Annotated in this window: 14 protein-coding genes; 1 reads left to right on the top strand and 13 read right to left on the bottom strand. The window is 39.3% G+C overall.

Annotation, left to right across the window (positions count from 1 at the left end):
* Nucleotides 1-133: 133 nt before the first annotated feature.
* The gene (locus tag NST91_RS01240; protein ID WP_341329685.1) at nt 134-1111 is read right to left on the bottom strand and encodes an asparaginase; all 978 of its coding nucleotides are present in this window, start codon (nt 1109-1111) and stop codon (nt 134-136) included.
* A 191-nt stretch (nt 1112-1302) separates the two neighbouring features.
* Between NST91_RS01240 and NST91_RS01235 the strand changes: the two genes are divergently transcribed.
* On the top strand, nt 1303-2013 hold the full coding sequence (locus tag NST91_RS01235; protein WP_341329684.1) for an MOSC domain-containing protein: 711 nt from the start codon (nt 1303-1305) through the stop codon (nt 2011-2013).
* A 459-nt stretch (nt 2014-2472) separates the two neighbouring features.
* On the opposite strand, the gene manA is transcribed toward NST91_RS01235, so the two are convergent.
* The 12 genes from manA to NST91_RS01175 form a co-directional block, all read right to left on the bottom strand.
* The gene (manA, locus tag NST91_RS01230) at nt 2473-3417 is read right to left on the bottom strand and encodes a mannose-6-phosphate isomerase, class I (RefSeq protein WP_341329683.1); all 945 of its coding nucleotides are present in this window, start codon (nt 3415-3417) and stop codon (nt 2473-2475) included.
* 78 nt (nt 3418-3495) lie between these two features.
* On the bottom strand, nt 3496-4389 hold the full coding sequence (locus tag NST91_RS01225; protein ID WP_341329682.1) for an ROK family protein: 894 nt from the start codon (nt 4387-4389) through the stop codon (nt 3496-3498).
* 17 nt (nt 4390-4406) lie between these two features.
* Nucleotides 4407-5312: an ROK family protein gene (locus tag NST91_RS01220; RefSeq protein ID WP_341329681.1), complete on the bottom strand. Its 906-nt coding sequence runs from the start codon at nt 5310-5312 to the stop codon at nt 4407-4409.
* Nucleotides 5313-5445: 133 nt separating this feature from the next.
* Nucleotides 5446-7728 carry a glycoside hydrolase family 3 N-terminal domain-containing protein gene (locus NST91_RS01215; RefSeq protein WP_341329680.1) on the bottom strand — a complete coding sequence of 761 codons (2283 nt, stop codon included), beginning with the start codon at nt 7726-7728 and terminating at the stop codon, nt 5446-5448.
* A 45-nt stretch (nt 7729-7773) separates the two neighbouring features.
* Nucleotides 7774-10896 carry an alpha-mannosidase gene (locus NST91_RS01210; protein ID WP_341329679.1) on the bottom strand — a complete coding sequence of 1041 codons (3123 nt, stop codon included), beginning with the start codon at nt 10894-10896 and terminating at the stop codon, nt 7774-7776.
* Nucleotides 10897-11008: 112 nt separating this feature from the next.
* Nucleotides 11009-12112 carry an FIMAH domain-containing protein gene (locus NST91_RS01205; protein ID WP_341329678.1) on the bottom strand — a complete coding sequence of 368 codons (1104 nt, stop codon included), beginning with the start codon at nt 12110-12112 and terminating at the stop codon, nt 11009-11011.
* A gap of 6 nt (nt 12113-12118) precedes the next feature.
* Complete coding sequence (locus NST91_RS01200; RefSeq protein ID WP_341329677.1) at nt 12119-14005, bottom strand: endo-beta-N-acetylglucosaminidase; 1887 nt, start codon at nt 14003-14005, stop codon at nt 12119-12121.
* Between the two features lie 381 nt (nt 14006-14386).
* A complete protein-coding gene (gene gmuD, locus NST91_RS01195) occupies nt 14387-15799 on the bottom strand; it encodes a 6-phospho-beta-glucosidase GmuD (protein ID WP_341329676.1) in 1413 nt (470 codons plus the stop codon).
* A 19-nt stretch (nt 15800-15818) separates the two neighbouring features.
* Entirely contained in the window at nt 15819-17324 is a 1506-nt protein-coding gene (locus NST91_RS01190) for a response regulator transcription factor (protein ID WP_341329675.1), read from the bottom strand.
* The gene (locus NST91_RS01185; protein ID WP_341329674.1) at nt 17317-19113 is read right to left on the bottom strand and encodes a sensor histidine kinase; all 1797 of its coding nucleotides are present in this window, start codon (nt 19111-19113) and stop codon (nt 17317-17319) included. The genes NST91_RS01190 and NST91_RS01185 overlap by 8 nt, the downstream gene beginning before the upstream one ends.
* A gap of 348 nt (nt 19114-19461) precedes the next feature.
* Nucleotides 19462-20919, bottom strand: a complete 1458-nt coding sequence (locus NST91_RS01180) for an ABC transporter substrate-binding protein (RefSeq protein WP_341329673.1) — start codon at nt 20917-20919, stop codon at nt 19462-19464.
* 23 nt (nt 20920-20942) lie between these two features.
* Nucleotides 20943-21821, bottom strand: coding sequence for a carbohydrate ABC transporter permease (locus NST91_RS01175; protein ID WP_341333457.1), 879 nt, complete (start codon nt 21819-21821; stop codon nt 20943-20945).
* Nucleotides 21822-21916: the final 95 nt, after the last annotated feature.

Raw genomic sequence — 21916 nt, 5'->3', positions numbered from 1 at the left:
CAGTTAGCGGGACAGGGGGATAGGTCCCTCATCCCAAAATGTTACAAACTACTACTAAAACCGACAAAAAGGACAGGTCCACCCTCTTTGCGAATTTCACAAATTACAAATGAACCTATCCTCTTCTAAGAATTTAATGATGAAAATGATCTTCATTTATTTCTTTTACGCCCGCAGCTATCAGAACCGCTAATTTAATTCGGGCCTTCTTGCTGTCATAATCACCTGCTAATAGGACCCCCGCATTTTGTAAGGACCAGGCACTTCCTGGGAAGTCATAAACCGTCTTTACTTCCCCTTCCTCAGCACTTGTTGTAAGGAGTACATATATTCCTTTTTCAACCGCTCTTTTCACACTATCGAGGATATAAGGTGGTGCATGACCCCTACCAGGGGCTTCTACAATAATTCCTTTAGCCCCATAATCAGCGGCACAATCTATAAACTTACCATCTGAACCAAGTGAGGTTTTTACGAGCTCAACAGTAGGTAATGAGGTTTTCAAAGTATATGTTTCTCGTTTCACAGGTTTTTGATAGATAAAGATTGTCTCTTGATCCACAATTCCTAGGTAACCGAAGCCAAAAGAAGTAAATCCATCTACGTTTGAAGCATGTTTTTTCTTGATGTATCGCCCAGAAAAAATCCGCTCATTAAATATAGCAACCGTTCCAAGACCCCTACATTCTTGATATGCAGCTAATAGAATGGATTGTCGCAAGTTAACAAAAGCATCCGTTCCATTCACTTGAGGTCCCCGCTGTGAACCAGTGATCACAACTGGCCTCTCATCAGCAATAACTAAATCTAAGAAATATGCCGTTTCTTCTAATGTATCCGTACCATGGGTGACTACGACTCCATCTATATCTGGGCTTTCAAAGACTTCTTCAATCTTTTCCTTCAATGTAATTAAATGACCAAACGTCATATGATTACTAGGTATCTGAAAGACAGATATCACATCAACATCTATATATGAAGGGAGATCACACATTTCAGATAGTTCTTCACCAGACATCACACCAGCTGTTAATAACCCAGTTTCGGGATTTCGTTTACTGGCAATAGTCCCTCCTGTACTTAACATAATGATTCTTTTCTTATCCATGGTTACCCTCCTTCAATTTAAAACAACCTTTAGAAACTATTAATTTAATAGTATAGTGCCCCTCTATCCGTTTCAATAGTTTGAATTAAAAGAAAGTAGTAAATATCTCTTCAGTATCCAACACGTTAAGCCATAATCGGACAGATTCCTCTCTTCAACCATGGTAAACTAAAACCAGAGGTGATAACGAAATGGAAAACCAACCATACATAAACCAATTATTTATTGGCAAACCCAAAACAATGGGTGACCCAAATGCGAAAAAGCTCATGGATAAAGAATGGACAAGTGGTATTTTTAAAGAGCCCATTCATTATCCGGTAATGCTTGGTAAAGAAGGTCTAACCGGGGATGGTCAAGCTGATTTAAAAAATCACGGCGGACCTGAAAAAGCCGTTCTTGCCTATGCAGCAATCCATTATGAAAAATGGCAAAGTGAATTAAACAATGATCAAATTGTCGCAGGAGCAATGGGAGAAAATTTCTCAATTGTGGGTCTTGATGAATTCAATGTTTGCATCGGGGATATTTATGAGGTTGGTGAGGCTTTGGTTCAAGTTTCACAACCACGTCAGCCGTGCTGGAAGCCTGCCCGTCGCTTTAAAATACTCGATTTTGCACTACGAATTCAAAAAAGTGGTCGAACCGGATGGTACTTCCGCGTTATCAAAGAAGGCATTGTTAAAGAACAAGATAAAATTAAGTTAATAGAACGCCCATACCCTGAATGGACCATTGCCAGTTGCAATGAAGTTATGCATGAAAAGAGAGATGATAAAGAGGCAGCAGCCAAACTTGCAGCCTGCATACACCTTGCAGCGAACTGGAAAGAAACATTAGCAAAACGACTAAAAGGTGAATCAAAATCAATTGAAAGCCGTGTTTACGGGCCAAATATTTAGGGGTAAACATAGTGTGAGTTTGGGACTCAAATTTTTGATAAAATGAAGGACATTACTAAGTGAAATCATGGATGAAATGTCCTTCATAACCTCGATGAAGACCATTTCAATCCAAAATCACTGATTTCTAACTGTTCTTTTTTTATAAAAGACGGTCATATATTCTCCGCGTCTTCCTCCTTGTCTTCCTAAGTCCACTCAGCCATAATCCGGTAGCATTAAGGCAAAGTCATTTACTTGGTAGAATAGATCCTCTTGGGTTTCAAGGAGGTCCGGAGACTTCATTTGTGATAATTTCTTTAAGAAGACTCATCCCTCACTTCCCATGGTATGGGAGAATATCGTTTGAATTTTTCAGATTGTAGGTCATTTGTCGTAAAATCAGGCATAACCGTGCTCCCTTTATATGATTTTTCAACAGCAAGCAGTTAGTTATTTTCGCATTACAGTTAGTTGATACTAAGGATGAGAAACAATTAGTTGGCATTTCCCGCTGATTTCAAACTCACCAAATCCAACTGGGATAATAAAATGCATACCCTTTTTCAAATTATATTCTTCTCCATTATGTAAAAGGGTTCCTTCACCATTTGCAACACTTAGAAGTAAATAGTATTCATTGAATGAGAACATGGCATCTCCATGTACATCCCATTTATATACGGAAAAAAACTCTGACTCGACAAAAGTAGTAATCGTAACATTTTCAAGTTCCTCAACATGTGGGGTAAACCCCATATCTTCATGTGGAACATTCGTTATCTCAATTGCCTTTTCTAAATGAAGTTCACGTAAATTCCCCTCGGCATCCCTACGGTCATAGTCGTACATCCGGTAAGTAGTGTCCGAGCTTTGCTGGGTTTCCAAGACAAGGGTTCCTTCACAAAGAGCATGAATCGTTCCACTTGGCACATAAAAGAAATCACCTGGCTTGATTTTCACTTTACGAAGTAGTTCGTCCCATTTACCTTCCTCGATTTGCTTAACTAGCTCTTCTTTAGAACTAGCATTATGGCCAAAAATCATTTGAGCATCCTGTTTGCAATCAAGAATATACCAGCACTCTGTTTTTCCTAAATCACCATTTTCATTTATCATTGCATAAGCATCGTTTGGATGTACCTGTACTGATAAATCCATATTCGCATCCAATATCTTTGTTAATAAAGGAAACACCACGCTTTCGGGGTTACCAAATAAGTCGGGGTGTTCCTGCCAAAGTTTGTCTAATGTCATTCCCTTAAAAGGACCATTCTCGACAACAGATTGTCCATTAGAATGCGCAGAAATTGCCCAGCATTCCCCAGTATTTTGGAATGGAATTTCATACCCATATTCCGTTTGTAACGCGGTACCACCCCAAATCCTCTCTTTAAAAATTGGTTTTAATAATAATGGTTCCATCGGGAAAAAACCTCCAGTGAATTTTGTTCATGTCTTTCAATATTCAGTGTTAACTGAATTTTTATTACGCTTAGTATCTTATTTTCTGGTTAAAAAGTGATGTAAAGCCCCTATCAAGTTAGCGTCATTATCAAATTGACAAGGTTCAACACTAATATCCGGTGTAGAGATCTCATTCTTTAATAGTTTTAGCTCATTATTAATGCCTTCAATTACATCCGGACGTTTGCTGATCCCCCCGCCGATTAGGATTTTCTCTGGGTCAAGTGCGTATTTTATATTATAGATACCAGCTGCAAGCCTCTTGTAAAAAAGAGTAATGCATTCTTTTGCAATGGGATCACCCTCTTCAGCCATCCGGAATACCTTTTCCCCGTTCAAGGTCCCATTTTCCAAGGATTTCTTATGTTCCGCCTCTTTGGCTAGAGCATTTGTTGAGGCAACTAGGCTCCAGGTTGATTTTAGGGGATTCCTCAACGGGTCGCCCATAATCATATAGCCAAACTCGCCCCCTTGTAAGGTGGCACCACGTAAAACGGTATGATTCATCACGATACTACCGCCAATGCCTGTACCTATTACTATACAAATATAGTAATCTATTTCTTTTGCTGCTCCAATCCACCCCTCTGCCAATGCAGCGCAGTTCGCATCATTTTCAATCGACACATCCAGACCGGTCCGCTCCTTTATCAATTCTGTCAAACTAATACCGTGGATATATGGGATTGCGCTTGACCCACCGATATATCCATTTATCACATTAACCGCACCTGGTGAACTAATAGCAATCCCTTCAATTTCAAAGCCCTGTCGATATTCATTGGTGATTTCGGTAATCGTCTCCAGAAAACTCTCTAAACCTTCTTGCGGAGTAGGGATCTTTCCGCCTTCCAGCTTCAATCCGCGCTCGTTCATTACTGCATACTTAATAAAGGTACCACCTATATCAAATACCATATAAGAATTCATGGTCAGCCCTCCTGTTACTAAAAAGATGCTTGTTGAGTAAGCAGAGCAGCTCCAATGACACCAGCCTTTGTACCTAATGAAGCATCTACAATTTCAACTTTATGCTGCAGCTGTGGATATAAAAAGTCATTAACCCTTTCTAGAAGGAGTGGCATAATATAGTCTTTTGACTGCATAACTCCACCACCAAGAACGATGATGTGTGGATCAACAGTATGAACAATATTCGCAATGCCTTTTGCCAATGAGACTATCATTTGATCGACAATATTTCCTGCTTCCTCATTCCCATTCATTGCCATCTCAATTACCTCACCTGCATGGCCTGTAATCCTTAGTTGTTCTCTTCCACGCTGCTTAACTGCAGTTCCACTTGCCAGTGTTTCTAAGGCACCAACATTCAAGGCATGATGTGACGGTCCCTCACAATCTACAATTAAATTGCCTATTTCACCTGCACAGAAGTGTGCACCTTGAAGCAATTGCTTGCGGAATACAAACCCTCCGCCAACTCCTGTGCTAACAGTAATATAAAAAACAGACTCTTTTCCTTCCCCAGCACCAATGATGGCTTCTGCAAGTGCAGCTGCATTTGCATCATTATCAAGATAAACCTTTTTATTCAAAGCCTTTTCTAACATAGATACTATTGGAATATTATCCCACCCAGGTAAATTGTTTGGACTCAGGATTAATCCCTGTTTCACATCTAATGGGCCCGGGGACCCGATTCCAATTGCTTCGATATTTCGGTCTTGTAGGATTTTCTCGCAATGCTGAATCATTTGACCGATTATATAATTTGGTCCTTTATCACTTTCTGTTTTTATATTTATTTCTTCCATTAACTGACCTTCAGAAGTTACAACCGCAATTCTTAGGTTAGTTCCTCCCAAATCAATCCCTAGAAGATACTTCTCCATATCTGCCACTTCCCCTGTTATTTTGATAGATTCCACGGATCCTGGATAACTTAATTTCCCCAAGACAATTGGCTCTTTTTAATTGTTACTTTTTTCTCCTTATACTCAGTGGTTCCAAGTGAACCGGAATTAATTAGCTAATTATTAAGTCGGCACTTACAAAATCGATAGGATTTCCAACCTCAATTTCAATACATCCTTCCTCGATCCTATATTTATTTTGGCTGCTAAATACTTCCAATTCTTCCGTCCCCAGTTCAAACATTACTTCTTTTGTTTCTCCTGCTGCAATCCAAATCTTCTTAAATCCTTTTAATTCCTTTACTCTCCTCGTTATACTTGAACCCTTTCCTTTTATATAAAGCTGTATTACATCATAGCCATCACGGTCCCCTTTATTGGTGACTTCAACCATAATTTTGAATGTTTCCCCCGCTAAGAGTTTACAAACTGGGATGGACTGAATAGAGCAACGAAGATTATCATACGTGAATGTAGTATACGAAAGGCCATATCCAAAAGGAAATAATGCCTTCCCGGACATATCAAAATAATCTCTCTTGTATCCACCCTCCTTGTGATTATAAAATACAGGAATTTGCATGGAGGATCTTGGAATTGAAACAGGCAATCTTCCACTTGGATTGACTTTTCCAAATAAAACCTCTGCTATTGCCTGGCCACCCATTTGTCCTGGATACCATGCACTTAAAACAGCTGGGACATTTTCCGCCACCCACGGAATGGCATGCGGTCTTCCTTGTATCAAGACAACAACAGTTGGTGTTCCAGTCTGGATGATTCGCTGTAGTAGGTGTAGTTGCTGGCCACCTAATTCTAAATTAGCTACGTCAACATTTTCACCACAATCCATTTCTTCTTCTCCGGTTGTATTGATTACAGCACCATTAAGGTCAAATTGTGCATCAAAATTTCTTGCACTAGAACCACCTAAAACGACGACGGCAACATCCGAACTGTTAGCCAGATGAACTGCCTTTTCGATCCCTTCCGTATCTAGGGAACGAATGCCGCATCCTCTTTCATAAGCAACTTCTGCATCATTTGCTAATTCAGTAATCCCCTGTAGAACAGTGACAACTTTACCTTCTTGTTGAAACGGTGTATAATCTCCTAGCTGATTATAAACAGAGTCTGCATTAGGTCCAATAACTGCTATTTTTTTATTACTCCCTTTTATTGGTAATATCCCTTGATTTTTTAACAAGACAATTGACTGCCGTGCCGACTCAAGATTGATTTTTTGTGCTTGTTCCTGACTTATTGGGGTTTTTGTTTCTATAAAAGGATTTTCAAATAAACCCATTTTAAATTTAAGTGTCAAAACCCTTCTAACTGCATCGTCCAGCTTTTCTTCACTGACAAGACCTTCTCCAATGGCTTTTTCTAAAGTAGTATACACGTTGTCCCAAAGACTTATATCTACCCCATTTTCTAGAGCCAGCGCAGCAGCTGCTTCCTGACTTTGTGTTAATGGGACTAAAAGGTCTAGTGCACAACCATCTGCCATTACAGCCCCTTTAAATCCTGATTCCTTGCGTAGGATTTGGTTGAGAAGATACCCATTAGCATGACATGGGATTCCATCAATTTCATTATAAGCAGCCATACAAGCAAGAGCTCCTAATTTAATAGCTGCTTTCATTGGCGGAAGATGAATCTCCCTTAATTCTCTTTCTCCTATCGATGCAGGGGCTGCATTATGCCCCCCTATTCCATTACCTTGAGCTGTAAAGTGTTTAAGAACAGCAATCATTTTACCTTCCGGAATGATATCACTTTCTTCCCCTTGCATCCCTTTTACAACCGCTTCTGTTAATCGAGAAGTAAGATATGGATCTTCACTGAAACACTCTTCCGATCTTCCCCATCTAGGATCCCGAAGGATATCCAATGTCGATACAAGTCCTAAATGAGCACCTTTTGCTCTGATTTCGTTTGCAACAGCTGCTATCAGTTTTTCATGTAATTCGGTATTCCACGTCGCACCAATTCCCAAGTTTACAGGAGTTATCATGCTATCTAATCCTTGATGACCATGGGGGCACTCTTCGGAAAGAAGGACAGGAATCCCCAACCTGGTATGTTCCTTTACATATTGTTGAATCATATTAGCCACTTCGGCACTTGAATCTTTGGCAATCCCATTTTCAAAATTGATTGATGACCAAGGATCGGAACGGAATAACCCATAAAGGACTCCGATCCCATCCCACCGTTGAACATGCTCTTTAAACTTCTCCGTTAGTTCGTATCCGGTGTCAGTTTTTCTGTAGACTTCCCAACCATATAATTTTTGGTTGACCTGTCCAACCTTTTCCTTTAAAGTCATGCCTGCCAGTAACGTTTCTACTTGATCATCTATTTTTTCGTTTGCAGTATTATAATGTTCCATTTTTCCACCTAACTATTGTAGTATTTTCAAACTTACCCCACTGTACTAGGTTAATAGAATCGTTTTTACCTCAAATGGCTTCAGTGATGTAGTTAGTTTATTCCCTTGTACCGAAATTCCCACCGGTTTCTCTTCCAACAGATTGGTTTCATATGCGGAATGAACCTGCCCTGACATAGATAATTGAACTTTCTCTCTGCCCCCGCTGGATTCATACATTCTAAGCGTAAGCCCCGTACCATCCTCTGACTGCTTAACCGTATCAAGAATGACCTGTTTAGACTCTGTCTTAATAAAGGAATATGAACTTGGAAGACTCCCCTCATGGGCTGAAGTACGGAAAACAACAGCTGGGTGATTCAACTCATACCCTCTCTTGACTACATCAGCATCTCTCCAGTCACCTTCATGCGGAAGAAGGGAGTAGGTAAATTCATGATTCCCCTGATCTGCCCCCCGGTTAGGCCATTTTGGTGCCCGTAACAATGATAAGCGCAGAACATTTTGTTTCACGTCATACCCGTACTTGCAATCATTCAATAAACTGACTCCATAATTGTGTTCAGAAAGATCGGCAAAGCGATGGCCGCATACTTCAAACTGTGCTTGCTCCCAGCTAGTATTTGAATGTGTTGCTCTTTCAACCGATCCGAACGGAATCTCAAACGTGGCTTTATTACTAACCACATCGACAGGAAAAGCGACCTTCAATAATTTGTGATCCTCCCGCCAATCGACTCTTGTTTGGAAATCAATTCGCCTACTGTGGTGGTATAAAACCATATCTTGTTCAATGGTTGATTGTGCTAACTGCCATTTAAACCAAATGACGTCCTTCGTTGCCCCTGTTCGGATGCCTTGTTCAAGAAGGACAACCTTCTCCGCAGGCTGATCTTCAAATTTGGGATCGATATCCCATGCATCCCAAAGCATCGGGCGGTCATGGAATAGCTGGAACTCGTTAGCGGCTCCGCCATTGCATGTGACTTCACGCTGGGCTTTTTTATCATATAGACGGGAGATTTCCCCCTTTTCATTCCATTCGACCAGATAATATTCTGTTTCCCACTCGCGGCCTATATCCTCTTGCTCTTCGATGACTTGTTTCTCCAAATCTTTTAGCCATATGACTACATAGCCTAGTTCTGGAATATCAGGAACGTAAACAGTTAATTCGATTTGGCCATCCCCCTTTTGAATAAAGTCCGCTGGAAGTTCTTCACCATCCAGATTTACTGCTCCCTTTCCTACTAATTCAGGTCCGCCAACAATTTTTACTGTTTCAGATCTCTTCCAGGATAAACTATTAAATAGGACGATTGGTAACCCGTCACCATTGGTGTCTATTTGTTTCTCCAATGCCTGCAAAGCTTCCTTTCTCGTCTTTTCCCCGTATTCAAAAACTTTCTTGTAATCAGACTCTGAATCCACATATACCTCTGGAATGGATGAGCCTGGAATAATATCGTGGAATTGGTTTAGAAGAAGCAATTTCCACCCTTCTTCCATTGACGAAGGAAGGTTTGCTCCAGCGAAGTGTACAGCTAAACTGCTCCAAATTTCTGCATCTCGATAAAGGACTTCCGCCTTACGATTCCATTTCTTATTCCGGGCATGTGTTGTGTATGTTCCGCGATGAAGCTCGAGATACATATCTCCAACCCATGTAGGGAGTTGTGTGTTTACCTCGCTGATCCCATCAAAAAATTCGTGTGCTGTACTGTTTATCACTTCTGGCAGGCCAGGTAGTGAGGCCGAACGGTCAATATAATCAATCATTTCTTGTGTAACACCGCCGCCACCATCCCCATGTCCATAAAGAAGCATTTGTTTAGGATAGACATTCTTTTGCTTAAAGCTATTCCAGTGGTCATGGATTTCTTGAGGATGCGTATATTCATTTAATCCATGGTTCAAATATGAGAGAATCCTAGTTCCGTCGATACCTTCCCAGTAAAATAAATCATAAGGAAATGAATTGGTATCATTCCAATTCATTTTTGTTGTCATAAAATAGTCAATTCCAGCACCTTTTAATAATTGCGGCAGGGATGCACAATAACCAAATGTATCCGGAAGCCACTCAATTTTAGGCTGGACCCCGAATTCATCCTTGTAAAATTTCATCCCATATAATAACTGACGGACTAAAGATTCACCTGATGGCATATTTAAATCAGGCTCAACCCACATACCTCCGACAACCTCCCAGCGCCCCTCAGCAATATGCTTTTTCACTCTGTTATAGATTTCAGGGTAATGTTCCTTTACAAAAGCATAGGCTTGGGGCTGACTCTGTGCATAGGTGAAGTTTGTATTCTCCTCCAGCAGGGTACTCATCGTCGAAAAGGTCCTGCTGCACTTGCGAATGGCTTCCTTTACTGGCCAAAGCCATGCAAGATCAATATGGGACTGACCTACCATTAAGATTTGGCCATGGGTGTTGCCTGCCAAATCGGATAGCTTTTTCTTGATACCTTCTTCTATACCTTCAACCCATGAACTATTTAATAAAGCCTCTGGCTTTTCAATCAGGATTATTTTTTCTGCCTCTGTCAAAGAATCGATGATTTTGAATCTTCCCATATCACCTTCTGGCAGTAATTTAGCCGTCTCATAGTAGGCCTTCACAGTTGCCAACAGACTTTGGACAGCCGTGTTCGGAAGATCAATGCTTCCTTTAAGAAGGGTGAGGGGGGGAGGATCAAATTCGGCTGGTTCATTCTGATAATTTAACTCGTCTTGCGTTTGGCCAGCATAGTTAAATAGTTCTATTTTAATGTTGATTTTTTCTTTCCCCCACGCTTTCTCCGGAAAAGGAACATAGCTTCGGTTACGGTCAATTCCATGATAAGGCATATCATCTAACGAAACCAATGCCTCATGAAGAGTCCTAAGACCCTTGGCACCGGGTAGAAAAGTTAGTCCCATTGGTCGATACCGCCATTCAATTGGGATTGATACCTCTTTTTCCAAAAACATGGTTGTGCCTGAATCGACTAACCAATCACCTTCATTAATAAGTAGGGGTTCCTCAGATTCGAATTCATATTTTTCCGGCTCTATATATTTGCCGCGCTTTGCGCGCCAATCTTGGATCTGGATGGATTCCAGATTTTCGTGATTTGATAAATATTGAATAAATCGCTGAATTGTCTGCAATGTCAAAGTCGTTTCCTCCCAAGCTATTAATCTTAAAAAATACAGAGTATGGCAGACCATTTTTGTATCTGCCATACTGCACCATAGTAATCTTTACTTAACGTACGCTAGCAGCCGTTTATTCCGACCATGTTCTTAGTAAATAGTCCGCACTAGCTTTTAACATATTCTTTGTGTCTTCAGAAACATCTTTCACTTGGTTACGGTCAATGGTATCCTTAAATTTTTCCAAGTGAGTTGCCGCTTGCTTCATGCGACCGCTGTCATAATGTTTTTTCGCACTCTTCAATGTTCCCGTTAACTGTTTGCCGGCTGTTTCGGCCAATTCCTCTTTCTCAACCAATCCGTTGATTACACCATAAATCTCATCCAAGGTAATTCTGACAACAGTACTGACTCTATTGCCAGTATAGTCTTCCATCACAAATTCAAGGATACTGTCCGTTGATTGAGTTTGGAATGTGAGCTCATTTAAATGTGTGCGTCCGCGAATAATATAAGGTTTGCGTCCTTGACTGTAAGTTGTATTAAACGTTTTGGCTTCTCCATTTTCATAAATATACAGGTAATGCCAATCTCTTGCTTCAGGTAACTCCCACGTAACGGAATTCCCTTCAATTGTGACTTTTTCTGCCGAATATGCTTCTATATATTTGTCAATAAACGTGCCCTGGTAGCTTATCCAGTCATGGCTGTTAATTTTTATTTTCAAATGATATTTATCCCCGTTAATTGGCATATTGGATAGTTTTACTTCTGTTTTGCCTTTGCTAACAGTGACAATCCTATTGACTTCTTTGGCATAATCGTAATCTGTAGAAATATTTATAGTAGTCTTTCCATTGACATCCTTAGGATTCTCCCACGATACTACCATATCACCCTTATCCGTTTGGGTAGCTTTAATGTTACGAACTCCTTTAGTTAAGTCGTAATGAACAACCGCAGGATCACTTTCTTGACCATCTTGACTCACGGCTGTCACAGAAACCTCACCTGATAATCCCTTCAGGTTTTTGATATAAAACACTTCATCATAAATCCCACCAACATAAGCTCCGTTATTATAGATATTGTATTGATTGACTTCATCATATCCTTTTAAATCCCATGAAATATACATTTCATTGGAATCGCGGAGAGCTTTTGTTATCTGCAGACCGGTTGGTGCCTCTGGTTTTGCAATCGATCCATCGGTAATCTTTACTTGCCCAATATTCATCTGGTACTAATCAACCGCTACATCGCCATTTTCAAAAACTAGCCCAAATGCAGCAATCTCTTTACCTGCATATTGAGATAAGTCAATTTTTGCTGTTACCCAGCCATCGGTCCGTTTACCCGAGTTGGATACTGCCAGTTTTACTACCTCTTCAGGAGAGTCCTTAAAGTGTAAACCGATACTCATAACGGATGTGTCATCTTGTGAGGTTTTCTGATACGTAAGTGAGAATTCGGAACCCTCTTTTACCTGCAAATCGGTCTTATAGAGGCGTAGGTAGTTTTCAGCATCTAATGTACCGTTAACTACAAGCGAGTTACCTCCGTTATAGGCACCTACCTTTTCATAATCGTAGCGTGGACCTGCATTGTAGTTAGGACCAAAATCAAAATCTACCTGTAGTGGTGTACCTGTCGTATCAATCCACCACTGCCAAGTAATAGGAATATCCTGAATATTAATATTGGACCATTCTTCAGAATTGCTGACCTTTCCATCGACATAATAGGCCAACCCACGGCCAATGTTAAAATTGGATACAAAATTGGAGCCTTGAATAACACTTCGTTCCGCTATATATGCAGCAACGCCATCCCAGTTGTCTCCTTTTGCTGCTACATCAGACAGGTCAACGTCTGCATTTCTGCCAGTACGGGTTGGGTCCTGATTCGGACCAGTCCACCATGCACGATCACGAATGAACGACATCCATTGATAATCGCTGTTATTCCTCCGCATCGTATCTTCTCCGCCAAGGTCCTCATCTAATCCGTGATGTGTAAAGTCGGAGCCAAGCATTGCAATACTATTCATCAGTTTTCCACTTTCATCTAAATTATTTCGTAAATCATTCCGGTGTTTTTTAAATCGGTCGCCGCCAGCCTCAACACCTGCAAATACCGTTTCAAGGGGATCTAAACCTAAACTCTCTGCATGTGCTTTAGAATTTTTCATCTTGTCATTATTCCAAAGGTAGTTTAAGAAAATTGAATGGGCAAGATCGCCATATTGTGGGTCCTTTAAAAAAGGACTATTAACCTCGGTAAACTCATTTTCGTATCTCGTTTTGCCAGTTTCATTATGGACGGAATCATACCACTGGACATATAGACCACTATTTCTCAACACCTTTAAAAACTCTTTATATGTAGGGATATCCTCGACCGCTACCCCGGTAATCTCTTCTTGGTTAAAGAAATAACCATCAAAACCAAAATAACCAGCAATTTCAATCAATTTTTCAGCAGCAGGGAAATTTCCATTCTCATCCTTAACAAACATTTGTGTATAGGTTTGAGGTCCCCTGTCATTGCTTGAGAAGAAAATAACGGCAAGAGATTTTACCCCGTTTTTATGTGCGGCATTTGTGTAAGCAGGATTTGGAATGTTTAATACACCAAATTCAAACCATCTTTCATACCACGGTAGGCTAGGATTATATAAGTCTCTCGGAACATCCGCCGACGCCATTCCGTGCCAGTAGGAATAATAGTCTGTATACTGCCAGAATGGAAACGTGTATTCCCCAAATTTATTCGTATAGGCCGTACTATCCATAAAGGAATTCCCATAATCACCAGCAAGATTAAACATTTGTGTTTCCTGGCTCAATTCAGGGTTTGCCTGTGTAGAGGCAAACGGTTCAATTCTTTCTTGTAATGGTACTTTCGCCCTTAGCATTTCGGCATATTTATCCGTTTTCGGGTCCCATTCGATAATGTCATTTGCTGTATACCCATGCTGTGTAGGCTGATTTAATCCAGTTGCACTTTTGCCTGTATACGGTAGTGTGTCCCCTGCCAAAGCCGTAGATGAAAAGCTAATCTGCAAGATAAGAAGCATAGAAAGTGTTACGATTAATGTTTTTTTTATTCTTCCCAATCGAGAAAACATTCTTTTTCCTCCCTTATTTATAAACTGCTGTAGTTTGCGCAAAAGAAGTAAATTAATCTCACTCTGTTCTAACCAATGGCACCCTTACAAATGACTCTCTGTGTAATGCATCACGCGAATGAATGACTAATAAGTTTCACCGTCCTTTTATACATAAAAGATTCGTTTAATGCCCTAAGCGACATTGATGTAAGCCCTTCCATCATTTTAGCAGTACTTTACTGTCCATCCTATTGGTAAAAACATAGATTCATTGGTTAAAATAAAGAACACTGTGGATCAAGAAAAGATTGATATATACATAGAAAAAAACGTACCACTTCATAGGTTGGTACGTTTTTGATTCATGGAATTATTTATATTTTATTAATTTCGATAGGATTAAAACCCATTGTTCTCTGCTAACAGTTTATACCATCTGCCGGATTTCTTAATGGTTCTTTCCAAACCATTTTTTAAATCTACCTCTACCAATCCATAGCGGTTCTTATAAGCATTTGTCCATGACCAGTTATCCATAAATGTCCAGATATGATACCCAAGGCAATTGGCCCCTTCCTCAATTCCTTTGTGCACCCATTTTAAATGTTCCTTCACAAACTCAATCCGGTATTCATCCTCAATAAATCCCTCTTCGTTACGAAACTTCTCCTCGCCTTCAACCCCCATACCGTTCTCTGAGATGAAAAAGGGAATATTACCATAATTTTTACGAAGATCGACCATTATGTCATAGATAACTTCTTCGCAAATCTCCCATCCACGGTGTGGATTGATTTTCCGCCCTGGCATGATGTAAGGATCAAATAAATGTTCCGGCATAAACGGTGCATTCTCCGGCTCAGACTCCTCTTTGGCTTTAACGCGGCGCGGTTGGTAGTAGTTAACTCCTAAAATATCAATAGGATTATCTCTAATAACTTCCAAATCACCGGTTTCTATGGTTGGAAGCAAATCTCTTTCTAGTAAAATATCAACTAAGTCCTTTGGATAGTTCCCTTTTGTGACAGGGTCAAGAAAACTACGATTAAAGAATAGGTCCGAAATATGCGCTGCGGCTACATCCTCCGCATCCCTGCTTCTTGGATAAGTTGGAGTTAAGTTTAGAATGATACCAATTTTGCCATCAAGATTCAATTCCTTAAATGCCTCTACCGCCCTTGCATGGGCAACAATGGTATGATGTGCAACAACTGCCCCACGTTTAAAATCTGTCACATTAGGATAATGCCAATTATATAAATAACCTGCCTCGACAGGCACGATCGGTTCGTTAAATGTAAACCAATATTTCACACGGTCACCAAATAAGCGGAAGCATTTTTGTGCATAATTTACATAGGCATCGATTACCTCCCTGCTTTCCCAGCCTCCTTTTTCCTGCATGCACATTGGCATATCAAAATGATACAAATTAATAAACGGCTCAATGTCATTAGCCAATAACTCATCAATGACTTGATTGTAGAAGGAAACGCCCTCCTCATTTATTTCCCCTGTGCCATCCGGAATTAATCGTGACCATTGAATTGAGGTCCGAAATGAGTTATGGCCCGTCTCCTTCATTAGCTGAATATCCTGTTTAAATCGATGATAGAAATCCGATGTATGCTCTGGGCCAACTCCATTATGAAAACATTCGGGCTCGATGCCGTACCAATAATCCCAAATACTTTGTTTTCTTCCAGCACTCAGTGCTGCGCCTTCCGTTTGTGGACCGGATGCTGCACTTCCCCACCAAAAGTTTTCAGGAAAACGATAGTGGATATTTTGTTCTTCGAATACTTTTCCCATAGATTTCACCTTCACTCTTTTAAATTTTCCTCCACTCACTCGGTGTCGTGCCAATCATTTTTTTAAATTGCTTATAAAAATAAGTGGTATCAGAATACCCTACTTTTTTCCCAATATCTCCAGCCCTAAAATGGGTGGTTTTCAGTAATTCTTTTGCTTTTTCCAATCGATAGCGATTCAGATATTCAGAATAGACGACCCCTACTTCTTTTTGAAATAATTGTCCCAAATAAATAGCATTTACATGAAACTGCTGCCCTAGTGTTTTTAATGATAGCCCTTGGACATAATGGGCATGGGTGTACTGAAGCACATTTTGTACGATCGGACTTCGTAAATGAACATGGTTATGAATGGTCAGGATTAATTCATAAAAATATTCGGTTATAATGACCCTTATCTGCGCGATATCCGAGCTATAAAACATTCGTTCGACAACACCTGTATAAAGGGAGAAATCCTCGGGTTGTAGTGAATAATGGATATAAGAAATTAAATCCAGTGCATACTTTTTTACCACTAGGGGCGAGATAACATTTGATTTCTTTGTTAAATCCTTAAGATAACAATCAATCAGTTCTAAAGGTTCTTCCTCTGCATTCATTAGTTGTTTAACAATATTCCCCTTAAATTCCTGCTGCCGTTTTAACTCCTCCTGATGATCAATTATTTCTTTATCTGAGATCAGCACATTTGGTTCTGAATATATCTGCAGAAGGCTATGTTCCCTAGCAATCGCAAAACTTTCTTCTAGCTTATCAATCTCATAAACCGGCTTGCCCATAGCCAAATAGAATAAGCCTGCCTCTTTTTGCTCATTACAGAGTTTATCAAGAAGACTTTGGTTTTGCTTTACCAACTCTTCTTCACTTACACCTCCAAAAATAACCACGATCTCTTGATCAGGACTACAGAAAGATATTGCCGAGTATTGCTCTGCAATAAAGTGTCTAACGTACTTAACCACTTCAGACTTCTGATAATGTTCAAGATTTAAGATTGAAACATTATATGACGGTTGGTTTAATTCGATATTGTATAATGCCAATTTTTCAAGAAAATCATGCTGATCTATTTCCCCTGTCAGAAAGCGCCATAATGTATTATCCAATAATGTAGTCGTTCCCTCTGGCCGACTTCCTGCCAGATTAGCCCTAAGTTTTCGTCCTACGGCTTGAATCGTTGTCAACAATTCCTCTTCATCGACAGGTTTCACCAAATAGTTTTCAACCCCTAGTAACAACCCTCGTTTAATAAACTCAAACTCTTGATAACCTGTTAGGACAATATTTTTAACCTCTGGCCGTACACTCTTAACCTCTTGAATTAAGTCCAAGCCGGACATTTCCCCCATTAAAATATCTGTAATCAGAATGTCGATGGGATGCTGTTTAATATAGGAGAGCGCCTCTTCTCCGCTTTCTGCTGTATGAACAATTTCAAAACCGTAATCCTCCCAGTCCAAGATCGCTGATAATCCTTTTGTGATGATGGGTTCATCATCAGCCAATAGAACCTTAAACATAAGAAATCCCCTCCACTGGAATAGACAAAGTGACCATTGTTCCCGTGTTTTTGCTACTCTTTATGGTAATACCATACTTGTTCCCATATCTCAGTTTCAAACGTTGATGTATATTTCTCAACCCAATAGATTGCATTTCATCACCATCTTCACGATTAATATGTTGTACAATATTGTTCAATTCTTCTTCAGACATGCCCTTGCCATTATCTTCTACACATATTTCAATTTTTTCTCCCAGATTAGAAGCTCGTATAATTAATTCATTATTGGACCGATCTTTTCTAAAACCATGAACAAAATAATTTTCAATAATCGGCTGTAGGGTTAATTTTGAAACAAATGTATGTTTCACCTCATCTGGAATATCAAAATGGACATGCAGTTTATCCGGATGTTTAAACTGCATTAATGTTAAATATTGTTGGACATATTCAATTTCGGTATAGAGCGGTACGATGTCTTTTGATTCCAGTGAGTAGCGGAACAATTTAGATAAATGGAAGATCATCTTACCGGATGTTTTGGAACCCTCCAAGACAGATACCATTCGGATTGCTTCAAGCGTATTGAATAAAAAATGGGGATTAATTTGTGCTTGAAGCGCTTTTAATTCCGCCTGCTGTTGTTTCATATTGAGCAGATAAAATTGTTCAATGTAATTATTTAGTTCATTTAACATCGAATTGATATTGAACGAAATCTTAGATAACTCATCTTCATGTTTCGTTTCGGGGATCCTTGCGTTCAGGTCCCCTTTTTCTACTCGGCGGATGGTTGACACAATTCTATTAATTCGCCGAGAATAATTTTGCATAAATGAATAACTGATTAAAATAGCCGCCAAAATTAGAAAGATGATGACAACCCACATTGTTCCCCTGATAATTGATAGCTTTTGCCACCCTTTATCGGGAATGACACTTACAAACGTATAATCACCTTTGTTCGCAATGGTATTAATGTAATATTCTTCGGATTTATACTCTATCTTTGTTTCATTTGTTTCTTGCTTGACTTGATGGACGAGAGGGAGAGGAACTCCTTTATTATGGGAATAAACGATTTGGCCATTGGCATCAATTAGAAAGAAAGAAGCCGGTGCCCCTTCATCCTTTTTGACCATCCTATCTAAATGCTCAGTAGAGTAATAGACGGAAATCTCACCTATTTTTTCGAGCGTGACCGGGTTATTAATGACAGCCTTTTTCGTAATTGTATCTTTTAACTTCTGCCCTTTTGGCAAAGCATCTCCGCTTAGGTTATAGTATCCCCCCGGGAGTACATCATTTAAATTTGGTTCCGAGTTATCAATACTTTTGTTCCACCTCAGATAATTATTAATGAGCAAATATTCAATTTCAGGGCTATCTTCTGAACGTAAGCTAATGGCGTTAATATCATTATCCTGACTAAAATAGCCATTAAAATACGTATCTAAATTGGTAGGAAAATACGTATGGTCCTCCGTAAATTTATCAAGGCGGTATTCCAAATATTTCCCATATCCGTTATGAAGGGCAAAGGAAATATCATCAATCAGCTCCCCTTGAATATAAAGATCTCGCATTGCCCTATCAATATCTGAATCTTTGGCGGAAAAGTAATCCTCAACCCTTTCTATCGTTCTTGTACTGACATTGACTTCCTTTTGTATAATGATTTCTGAATAATAGTTTGTGATTGTCACAATCAAGATGATGACAGTAACAATAATCGTAATGGAAGAGGTTAAAAAAAGTTTATTAAATATTCTTTGGTGAAAACGGCTGTTGTGTTTCGAATTCATTTCCAATCCCTCAATTATGTGTAGTTTTTCAGTTCAAGTTTATCACAGTGGAAAGAATCGAAGACATGATCTTTCTATGCAGCTTCAGGTAAATACATCCCTGGATAAGAATAGCGCTCGCGCTCTTACCTGGTCAGGAACATTTGGCCAGAAGCGCTTAAATAGGGATAAAGGACTCAAAAAGAGTAATTGACAATCTAATATTTACTTTTCATAAGGAGGAAAGCGAAAGACACTAGCCGTTATGGCACTGGAGCTAGGCAAACTTTATGTTCAAAATCTCATGTTTTTTTATTGTATGAAATAAAATCAAGCTGGAATATTCCACCCAGCTTGATTTGTTTTTAGTTATTTTTGCGAGCTTTTCCACTCATCAAATTGCTTTTGTATTTCTTCTAACACTTTATCAAGTCCGGCTTCTTTTAATTTCTTATTGAATTTTGGTAAATATTCTTCTGGGTCAACAGATCCTGTTGCCAAGGCAGGATAGAATTCCTTCGAAATATTTGTAATGGATGCAAGTTCTGAACGAACGGGATCACTATTAAAATTGAAACCTAGTGATGGCGCCTTAACGGCAGAATCATTAAACTCTTGGAACTTTTCCCATTTATCTTCAGGGTCATCTTTGTAAAGGTCTAGGATAAAGTGGTTTCCTAGTGAATAAGATGGCATGTTATAGCTTTCAATGCGTGCAGGCAGATCTTCAATTGTGCCATTCTCATTCTTCTTGTAATGTACGCCTTCAATTCCCTTATCTACTAAGTTACGAAGATAAGGATCCGTATTAAGTAAATTTAAGAATTCCATCGTTTTTTCAGGGTTTTTAGATGTTACTGAAATTGCCTGAATTGAACCAGATACGGAATCGTTTACAGTTGTTGGCTGCTCCGCAGGTACAGAAACTACCTCGTACTTCGCTGAACGAGACCATAGTAAATCTGCATATGGTTGGAAACCACCCATGCGGACAAACCAGTTTTCTACATCCATCGGCCAGCTGTCTTTACTTGTTGCAGCATCCTCTTTTAGGTAGCCAGCTTTATAATAGCTGTGCATTGTTTTAAGCGTTTGCATAGCTTCGTCTGTTTCAAATGGATTTATAACATGATCTGTATCACCCTCGAATGGGAAGGCAAATGGCATTTCAGCGTTAAAGACATAATCATAGCGTAAAAATGCATCAAATGTTGCGATTGGTGTGATGCTAGGTTCATTCTCTTTAATAACCTTTAACATTGGCTCTAGATCTTCTAGAGTTTTCACATTTGAAATATCAAAGTTGTATTTGTCAACAAGTCGTTTGTTAAATGTATAAACCGATTGTCTAGCAGCTTCTTTATTTGCAGGAATACCATAAGTCTTACCATCAACTTTAATTCCTTCTAAAAGGGCTGGGTTAATGGCTTGCTTTAATTCCTTGCCTTCCTCTTCTAACAATTCATCAATGGCTAGGAAAGCACCTTTTTGTGCGTTTTGAACATAGTCAGTACCATTCGTAAAGATAATATCAAATTGTTCCCCAGAGTTAATCATGACTTGAGATTTTTGTGCCCAATCTCCCCAATCTATTTGGGTCATGTCAACTGTGGCATTAATTTTTTCTTTTAGATACTTATTTACTTCTTCAAATACTTTATCAGTATCTTTTTGTGGTGTTCCAATGGTATACCATTTAATTTCATATGGCTTTCCATTTCCATCACCTTTTTCCGTTGTTGAACTATCTTCATTACCGCTACAAGCAGTAAGAATAGTTCCAATAGACAGAACTAATGCAATCAAAATCCATAACTTCTTTTTCATTACAGCTCTCCCCTTTTCTTTTTTTATTCTTTAACGCCGCCAATAGTCAGTCCACTAATAAAATACTTTTGAAAGAATGGATACGAAATCGCTATCGGTAAAGTGGCGATAACAACCATTGCCATTTTTGCTGATTCTTCTGGGATGGTATCAAATAAGCTTTGTTGCATGATAGCCACATCCAAATTCTGCCTCATAAATTCAAGATTTGCCTCAATTTTCATTAATAAGGATTGGAGTGGTACTAGATTTGGGTCATCAATGTAAAGTAAAGCTGTAAACCAATCATTCCAATAACCCAATGTGCTAAACAATGCAATTGTTGCAATCCCTGGTAATGAAAGAGGGAAAATGATTTGGAAAAAAATCCTCCATTCACTTGCTCCATCTATTCTCGCTGATTCCAAAATCGATTCAGAAACTGATTTCAGGAAAAATGTTCTCATGATGATGATATAAAAGGCATTCATAGTAAGCGGTAAGATCAACGCCCAAATAGTATCTTTTAAACCCAGGAATTGGGTTACTACTATATAAGTAGGAACCAACCCACCACTGAAAAGCATGGTAAAGAATGCAAGGAATGTAAAAAACTTGCGATATTTGAATTGTGGTCTTGAAATCGCATAAGCATAAAAGGTGATCATTAAAACGCTGATAATTGTTCCAACAATTGTAATGAAAATCGTAACACCGTAAGAGCGGAATAACTGCTCTTTCATACTCCATAGATAGTGGTATGCATCGAGGCTCCATTCCTTAGGGATTAATTGAAACCCATTTCTAACTATACTCTCCTCACTAGTAAAGGAAATAATAATGACATAGATAAATGGAAAAATGCACGTGAAAGCTAAAATCCCTAGCAGTACACTAATTATCGCATTAACGACTGGATGCATATGCTGAGGATCACGATGTTTTTTCCTTACAACCTTTGTCCCACCCCCCTTCATTTCTCCTAGTGAACTTGAAATAACGACCGGTGATTCATTTC

The organism is Ferdinandcohnia sp. FSL W7-1320 (assembly GCF_038050315.1).
Classification (GTDB): Bacteria; Bacillota; Bacilli; order Bacillales; family Bacillaceae_L; genus Ferdinandcohnia; species Ferdinandcohnia aciditolerans.
Note: the sequence above shows the minus strand (reverse complement) of the source record. Positions and strands in the feature narration are given on the sequence as shown.

Excerpts from the sequence above, each read along its gene's own strand:
- NST91_RS01200 (WP_341329677.1), bottom strand. The coding sequence starts at position 14,005 with ATGTTTTCTCGATTGGGAAGAATAAAAAAAACATTAATCGTAACACTT.
- NST91_RS01175 (WP_341333457.1), bottom strand. The coding sequence starts at position 21,821 with ATGCATCCAGTCGTTAATGCGATAATTAGTGTACTGCTAGGGATTTTA.
- NST91_RS01220 (WP_341329681.1), bottom strand. The coding sequence starts at position 5,312 with ATGGAGAAGTATCTTCTAGGGATTGATTTGGGAGGAACTAACCTAAGA.
- NST91_RS01190 (WP_341329675.1), bottom strand. The coding sequence starts at position 17,324 with ATGTTTAAGGTTCTATTGGCTGATGATGAACCCATCATCACAAAAGGA.
- NST91_RS01240 (WP_341329685.1), bottom strand. The coding sequence starts at position 1,111 with ATGGATAAGAAAAGAATCATTATGTTAAGTACAGGAGGGACTATTGCC.
- gmuD (WP_341329676.1), bottom strand. The coding sequence starts at position 15,799 with ATGGGAAAAGTATTCGAAGAACAAAATATCCACTATCGTTTTCCTGAA.
- NST91_RS01185 (WP_341329674.1), bottom strand. The coding sequence starts at position 19,113 with ATGAATTCGAAACACAACAGCCGTTTTCACCAAAGAATATTTAATAAA.
- NST91_RS01225 (WP_341329682.1), bottom strand. The coding sequence starts at position 4,389 with ATGAATTCTTATATGGTATTTGATATAGGTGGTACCTTTATTAAGTAT.
- manA (WP_341329683.1), bottom strand. The coding sequence starts at position 3,417 with ATGGAACCATTATTATTAAAACCAATTTTTAAAGAGAGGATTTGGGGT.
- NST91_RS01235 (WP_341329684.1), top strand. The coding sequence starts at position 1,303 with ATGGAAAACCAACCATACATAAACCAATTATTTATTGGCAAACCCAAA.
- NST91_RS01215 (WP_341329680.1), bottom strand. The coding sequence starts at position 7,728 with ATGGAACATTATAATACTGCAAACGAAAAAATAGATGATCAAGTAGAA.
- NST91_RS01205 (WP_341329678.1), bottom strand. The coding sequence starts at position 12,112 with ATGAATATTGGGCAAGTAAAGATTACCGATGGATCGATTGCAAAACCA.
- NST91_RS01180 (WP_341329673.1), bottom strand. The coding sequence starts at position 20,919 with ATGAAAAAGAAGTTATGGATTTTGATTGCATTAGTTCTGTCTATTGGA.